General features: G+C 78.6%; 1 pseudogene. It reads left to right on the top strand.

From position 1 onward, the window contains the following. A pseudogene (locus tag G3I40_RS15380) lies at positions 1–262 on the top strand (primosome assembly protein PriA); the annotation flags it as partial.

Below are 262 nucleotides of genomic sequence, written 5' to 3'. Positions count from 1 at the left end.
TACGTACCGCGCCTCGCCTGCCAGCGGTGTCGGGAGCCCGCCCGGTGCCGGCACTGCGCGGGGCCGCTGGAGGCGCGGGAGGCCACCGGTGTGCTGGCCTGCGGCTGGTGCGGGCGCGACGAGGCCAACTGGCAGTGCGGGGAGTGCGGGGGAGTGCGGCTGCGGGCGCAGGTCGTCGGCGCGCGCCGTACCGCCGAGGAGTTGGGGCGGGCCTTCCCCGCGGTGCCGGTGCGCACGTCCGGGCGGGAGCAGGTGCTCGACA

Source organism: Streptomyces sp. SID14478 (genome assembly GCF_010548525.1).
Classification (GTDB): Bacteria; Actinomycetota; Actinomycetes; order Streptomycetales; family Streptomycetaceae; genus Streptomyces.
This window is presented reverse-complemented; position numbering and strand designations above follow the sequence as displayed.